The organism is Thermodesulfobacteriota bacterium (assembly GCA_040755095.1).
Lineage (GTDB): Bacteria > Desulfobacterota > Desulfobulbia > Desulfobulbales > JBFMBH01 > JBFMBH01.
The window spans coordinates 1-5,916 of the sequence record JBFMBH010000108.1 but is presented as its reverse complement, the minus strand read 5'-3'; the positions used below and the strand labels follow the sequence as shown (position 1 = coordinate 5,916).

Below are 5,916 nucleotides of genomic sequence, written 5' to 3'. Positions count from 1 at the left end.
CGGCGAGCCGCGGCCGGAGGTGGTGGTGATGGATGTCACCATGCCGGACCTCAACGGCATCGAGGCCACCCGCCGCATCCTGGCCTCCTGCCCCAGGACCAGGATCCTGGCCCTGTCCATGCACGCCGACAAGCGCTTCGTCACCGGCATGCTCCAGGCGGGAGCCACCGGCTACCTCCTCAAGGACTGTGCGGCCCAGGAGCTGGCCGGGGCCATCACCACGGTGGCGGCCGGCCAGAGCTACCTGTCGCCGGCCATCGCCGGCATCATCATCGAGGACTACCTGGGACGGATCCCCACCCCGGAGGCCGCCTCCTTTTCCGTGTTGAGCGAGCGGGAGCGGGAGGTCCTGCAGCTCATCGCCGAGGGCTGCCCCACCCGCCAGATCGCCCAGCGCCTCTTCGTCAGCGTCAAGACCGTGGAGACCCACCGCCGCCAGATCATGAAGAAGCTTGACCTGCACAGCGTCGCCGATCTCACCAAGTACGCGGTCCGGGAGGGCCTCACCTCCCTGGACATCTGACCCGGCGCCGCTCCCACCGCCGCCCAAGCCTTCCGCCCCCGCGCCACCAGGCTCCTCCCCGGCCGCCGCCCTGCCCCTGGGCGGCAGTCCCGCCATTCCGACCGGAATACTTCGTTATCAGGTTTTTCGCCGCGCGAAATCAGGGTTTTCCGGATGGCGCCCTGGCGCCCCCTTCGGCTATATGCTCCTTTGCCGCAACACAAGCAGCAGGGAGCCCCACCCGCCCCCGGCGCGCCTGGCGCGGTGAGCCTGGCCGGATACCCGACTTGACAAATCGGAATCACAGACCATACCCTAGCGCTCAAATATGATCTATGGCCCCTTTCTCCCCCGGTCTCCGGAGCGTGGCCCCCTGGCTGCTGGCCTGGGGGGATGGGTCCGGGGGAACGGCGCCGCCCCCTGCCAGCCAGAAGGACCCACCGTGCTCAAGGACGAGACCATCCGCTTCCTGAAGAGGGTCCCTCCCTTCGGACAGCTGCCGGAGCAGGAGCTGGGCTCCCTGGCCGAGGCCAGCCGTCTGGAGTACTACCCCCGGGGGGCCAGAATCCTGAGCCAGGACGGGCCCGCCAGCCAGCATCTCGGGTTGATCAGGAAGGGGGCGGTCAAGGTCTTCATGACCGACGAGGCCGGCCAGGAGATCGTCATCGATTACCGCAACGAGGCGGAGCACTTCGGCCTTCTGTCCCTGGTGAGCGGCGACCGCTCCCGCACCAACGTGGTGGCCATCGAGGACACCATCTGCTACCTCCTGGATCGGGGTACGGTTCTCGATCTCCTCAAGCGCCACCCGTTCATCAGCGAATTCTTCCTCAAGAGCTTCTTCGTCAGCTTCATCGACAAGACAGCCCAGGAAACCCGCAAGCACCGGCAGGCCACCGGCAACGGCGACCAGGTGCTCCTCGCCACCCCGGTCGGCCGGATCATCCGCAAGGAGCCGGTGACCTGCCCCCCGGATGCCTCCATCCAAGAGGCAGCCCGGATCATGGCCCAGCACCGCATCAGCTCCATCGTCATCGCGGACGGCGAGGGGCGGCCCCAGGGCATCGTCACGGACCGGGATCTCCGGGATCGGGTGGTGGCGGGCGGGCTGGCCACGGATCTGCCGGTGAGCCGGATCATGACCGCGCCGCTGTTCACCGGCCACGCCGATGAGCCCTGCTTCGAGATCCTCCTCAAGATGATGCACCACCGCATCCACCACATCCTGATCCTGGCCAAGGACCGGCTGCAGGGCGTGGTGACCAACCACGATCTCATGGTGCTGCAAGGGGCCTCGCCGGCGGTCCTGGTCAAGGAGATGGAGCGCCTGGACAGCGTGCCGGGCCTGGCCACCATCCTGCCCCGCCTGCACAAGAGCGCTGCCACCCTGCTGCGGGAGGGCACGGAGTCCAGGAAGGTCGCCGGCCTGGTGAGTGAGCTTTCCGAGCGGCTGCTCAACCGGATTGTCGATCTGGTGGAGGGGGAGCTGGGACCGCCGCCCCTGCCCTACACCCTGTGTCTGTTCGGGGAAGGCGCCCGCCGGGAGCTTTGCCTGGACCTCGATGTGCAGCTGGGCATCATCGTCGACGACGGCGGCCGCCCCGGGGCGCTGCGGGCGGTGGCGCCCTATTTCCACGGCCTGGTGGCCAGCCTCAACCAGTCCCTGCACGGTTGCGGCATCGAGGCTGGCCAGGATCGCCTGCCCGGCCGCCGGGTGGCCGACCTGGCGGGCTGGAAGGAGCTGGCCCAGCGCTGGATCGTCGCCCCGGACCGCTTCCCCCTGGAGCCGGACCTCTATGACCTCAGGCCCATCCGGGGCAAGGCCGAGCTGGCAGGCTCGCTGCGCCGCTTTCTCGTGGAGCAGCTCCTGGCCAACCCGGGCCTGTTCCGGCGCCTGACCGAGCTCCTGGCTGCCAGCCCGCCGCCCAAAGGCTTTGTCAAGGACGAGCTGGTGCTGGCGGATCTGCGCCACGAGGCCCGGCTGGATCTCCGGTCCCGGGTGCTGGCACCCTTGACCGGCGGTGTCCGCCTGCTGGCCCTCTCCCAGCGCCTGGACGTCCTGGCCACCGGCCGGCGGCTGGCGGCCCTTGAGATGAGCGGCTCCTGCCCCCAGGCCGCCGAGCTGGGGCAGGCCTGGGGCCTGGCTCTGGGATTGCTGCTGCGCCATCAGCTGGGCCAGATCGAGGCCGGACAGCCCCCGGATCCTGTGCTGGTGCCTTCCGCCCTGGACACCTTGGAACGGAAAACCCTCAAGCACACCTTCCAGCTGGTCGCCGCGCTGCACGAGGCAGTGCTGGCGCCCTGGCGGGACGGACCACCAGGGCGCCGCCGGTGAGCGCCATTCTGAGCCGCCTCCTGGGGCGGCGGCCCGAGGCGCCGCCGCGGCCAGCCAAGGCCGCCGCCTGGCGCGCCATGCCGATCCGGGAGGCCCGCTTCGTGGCCTTCGACACCGAGCTCACCGGCCTCGATTTCCGCCGGGACTCCCTGGTCTCCGTCGGGGCCGTGGCCATGAGCGGGGGCAGCATCCTGCCGGCCCAGGCCTTCCACCGGCTGGTGCGCCCGGCCAGCGAGCTGCGGGCCGACAGCGTGGTGGTGCACGGCATCACCCATTCGGACCTGGAGCGGCACGGTGAGGAGGCGGCCACCGTCCTGGCCGATTTCGCCCAGTTCGTGGGCGACGCGGTTCTCGTTGGCCACTGCGTGGGCATTGACCGCCACTTCCTGAACCGGGCCAGGAAGGCCCTGGGCTGGCCGGCCCTGGCCAACCCGCTGGTGGATACGGCGGCCCTGCACCGCTGGCTCCAGGAGCAGGACCTGGATTTTTCCCGCCACCACCGGGGGATGACCCTGAAGACCGACCTCTTCTCCATGGCCAAGCGCTACGGCGTGCCGGTGGAGGAGGCGCACAACGCCCTGTATGACGCCTTTGTCACCGCCCAGCTGCTGCAACGGTTTCTGCCGTTTCTCATCGCCAGCGGCGTCGACACGGTTGGCCGTCTCCTGCGCGCCGGCAAGCCGTAACGCCGCCGGGGACCTCAATGGACACGCAGTCCGACCATGGACGACCGGCACAAGGAGGTGGAGCCGCAACCAACCGCAAGCAGGCAGCGCTCATGCATGAGCTCCGTCCCCACGGCCGTCGTGCGGCCGGTGGAGGGGCGACCCCGGCGCCAACCGGCGCCGCAACCCCAATCTGGAGAAGGAGAGTGCAGATGGCAGGCAAACGGGATCTGGAAGCTTACTGGCGGACCAACATCAAGTACGTGCTCATCCTGCTGGCGATCTGGTTTGGCGTCTCGTACCTGTGCGGCATCATCCTGGCCGACAACCTGGACAAGTTCAGACTCTTCGGCTTCCCCTTGGGCTTCTGGTTCGCCAACCAGGGCTCCGAGGTCACCTTCGTCGTGCTGATCGCGGTCTACGTCAAGCTCATGAACGCCTTGGACGTCAAGTACGACGTGCACGAGCACTGAGCCTGCATCCTGCTCCGGCTCGACAACGAGGCAAAGCTCTTCCAGAAACGATCTGCATCAAGGGGGTAATCATCGATGGGTATTTTGACGTGGACCTGGATCATCGTTGGCCTCACCTTCGCCATTTACATCGGCATCGCCCTCTGGACCAAGGCCAAGAGCACCGGTGAATTCTATGTGGCGGCCAAGCAGGTGCATCCGGTTCTCAATGGCATGGCCACCGGCGCCGACTGGATGTCCGCCGCCTCCTTCATCTCCATGGCGGGCCTCATCTCCTTTCTGGGCCGGGACGGCGCCATGTACCTCATGGGCTGGACGGGCGGCTACGTGCTGCTGGCCATGCTGCTGGCACCCTACCTGCGCAAGTACGGCAAGTTCACGGTGCCGATGTTCGTGGGCGAGCGGTACTACTCCCAGAGCGCCCGGGTGGTGGCGGTGGTCTGCGCCATCTTCGTCTCCTTCACCTATGTGGCCGGCCAGATGCGGGGCGTAGGCGTGGTCTTCTCCCGCTTCCTGGAGGTGCCCATCAACACCGGCGTGCTCATTGGCATGGGCATTGTCTTCTTCTATGCGGTGCTGGGCGGCATGAAGGGCATTACCTACACCCAGGTGGCCCAGTACTGCGTGCTCATCGTCGCCTATCTCATCCCGGCCATCTTCATCTCCATCATGCTCACCGGCAACCCCATCCCCCAGTTGGGCTACGGCAGCTCCCTGAGCCAGAACGGCATGGCCCTCCTGGGCTCGGATGCCGGCTATCTTCTGGAAAAGCTCAACGACGTCCACAAGGACCTGGGCTTTCCGGCCTACACCGGCCGGGGCGCCAAGAGCATGATCGACGTCTTCTGCATCACCTTCGCCCTCATGGTGGGCACCGCCGGGCTGCCCCACATCATCATCCGCTTCTTCACCACGCCGACCATCCGGGGCGCCCGGGCCTCGGCGGGCTGGGCCCTGCTTTTCATCGCGATCCTCTACACCACGGCGCCGGCAGTGGCCTCCTTTGCCCGCCTCAACATGATCAAGACCCTGCACAACAAGGAGTTCACCGCTGCCCCCAGCTGGTTCAAGAACTGGGAGAAGACCGGGCTCGTGGCCTGGAAGGACAAGAACGGCGACGGCAAGATCCAGTACGCCAAGGGCGACGCCTTCAAGGGCAAGGTGGAGTTCGACGGCACCAACGCCGGCCCGCACGGCGAGCGGGTGGTGAAGACCGCGATCAATGACAAGAGCACCAACGAGATCTACGTGGACAACGACATCATCGTGCTGGCCAACCCGGAGATCGCCAGGCTGCCCGCCTGGGTAGTGGCCCTGGTGGCGGCCGGCGGGCTCGCCGCTGCCTTGTCCACCGCGGCCGGCCTCCTTCTGGTCATTGCCTCGGCCATCTCCCATGACCTGGTGAAGAACGTCATCGCCCCCAACACCTCGGAGAAGGGCGAGCTGATCTGGGCCCGGATCGCCGCCGGCGGCGCGGTCATCATCGCCGGCTACTTCGGCATCAACCCGCCGGGCTTCGTGGCCCAGGTGGTGGCCTTCGCCTTTGGTCTCGCCGCCTCCTCCTTCTTCCCGATCATCATCCTGGGCATCTTCTGGAAGAAGACCAGCCGGGAAGGGGCCATGGCGGGCATGATCTCCGGCATCGCCTTCACCGCTGCCTACATCATCTACTTCAAGTTCATGAACCCCGCGGCCAACGTGGCCGCCAACTGGTGGCTCGGCATCTCCCCGGAGGGCATCGGCACGGTGGGGATGCTCATCAACTTTGTCGTCACCATCGCCGTCTCCAGCATCTCCAAGGCACCGCCGGAGCACGTGCAGAAGATGGTCGCCAACCTGCGCTACCCGCGGGAGATCACCGACTGAGCCCGCCACGGGCCAACCTGCCGGCGGGAGCAGGGGCGTTGCCCGCCCCTGCTCCCCTTGGCCATTTCCTCCTTT

At 67.3% G+C, this 5,916-nt stretch carries 5 protein-coding genes; all 5 read left to right on the top strand.

Annotation, left to right across the window (positions count from 1 at the left end):
• On the top strand, window positions 1-523 hold a 523-nt coding region (locus AB1634_14580; GenBank protein MEW6220740.1), incomplete at its 5' end, for a response regulator transcription factor.
• Between the two features lie 421 nt (window positions 524-944).
• Window positions 945-2,837 (top strand): CBS domain-containing protein, encoded by a 1,893-nt coding sequence (locus AB1634_14575; GenBank protein ID MEW6220739.1) that lies wholly within the window; start codon window positions 945-947, stop codon window positions 2,835-2,837.
• On the top strand, window positions 2,834-3,523 hold the full coding sequence (locus tag AB1634_14570; protein MEW6220738.1) for a 3'-5' exonuclease: 690 nt from the start codon (window positions 2,834-2,836) through the stop codon (window positions 3,521-3,523). The genes AB1634_14575 and AB1634_14570 overlap by 4 nt, the downstream gene beginning before the upstream one ends.
• Window positions 3,524-3,714: 191 nt before the next feature.
• The gene (locus tag AB1634_14565; protein MEW6220737.1) at window positions 3,715-3,975 is read left to right on the top strand and encodes a DUF4212 domain-containing protein; all 261 of its coding nucleotides are present in this window, start codon (window positions 3,715-3,717) and stop codon (window positions 3,973-3,975) included.
• 75 nt (window positions 3,976-4,050) lie between these two features.
• Window positions 4,051-5,841 carry a sodium:solute symporter family protein gene (locus AB1634_14560; GenBank protein MEW6220736.1) on the top strand — a complete coding sequence of 597 codons (1,791 nt, stop codon included), beginning with the start codon at window positions 4,051-4,053 and terminating at the stop codon, window positions 5,839-5,841.
• Window positions 5,842-5,916 lie beyond the last annotated feature (75 nt).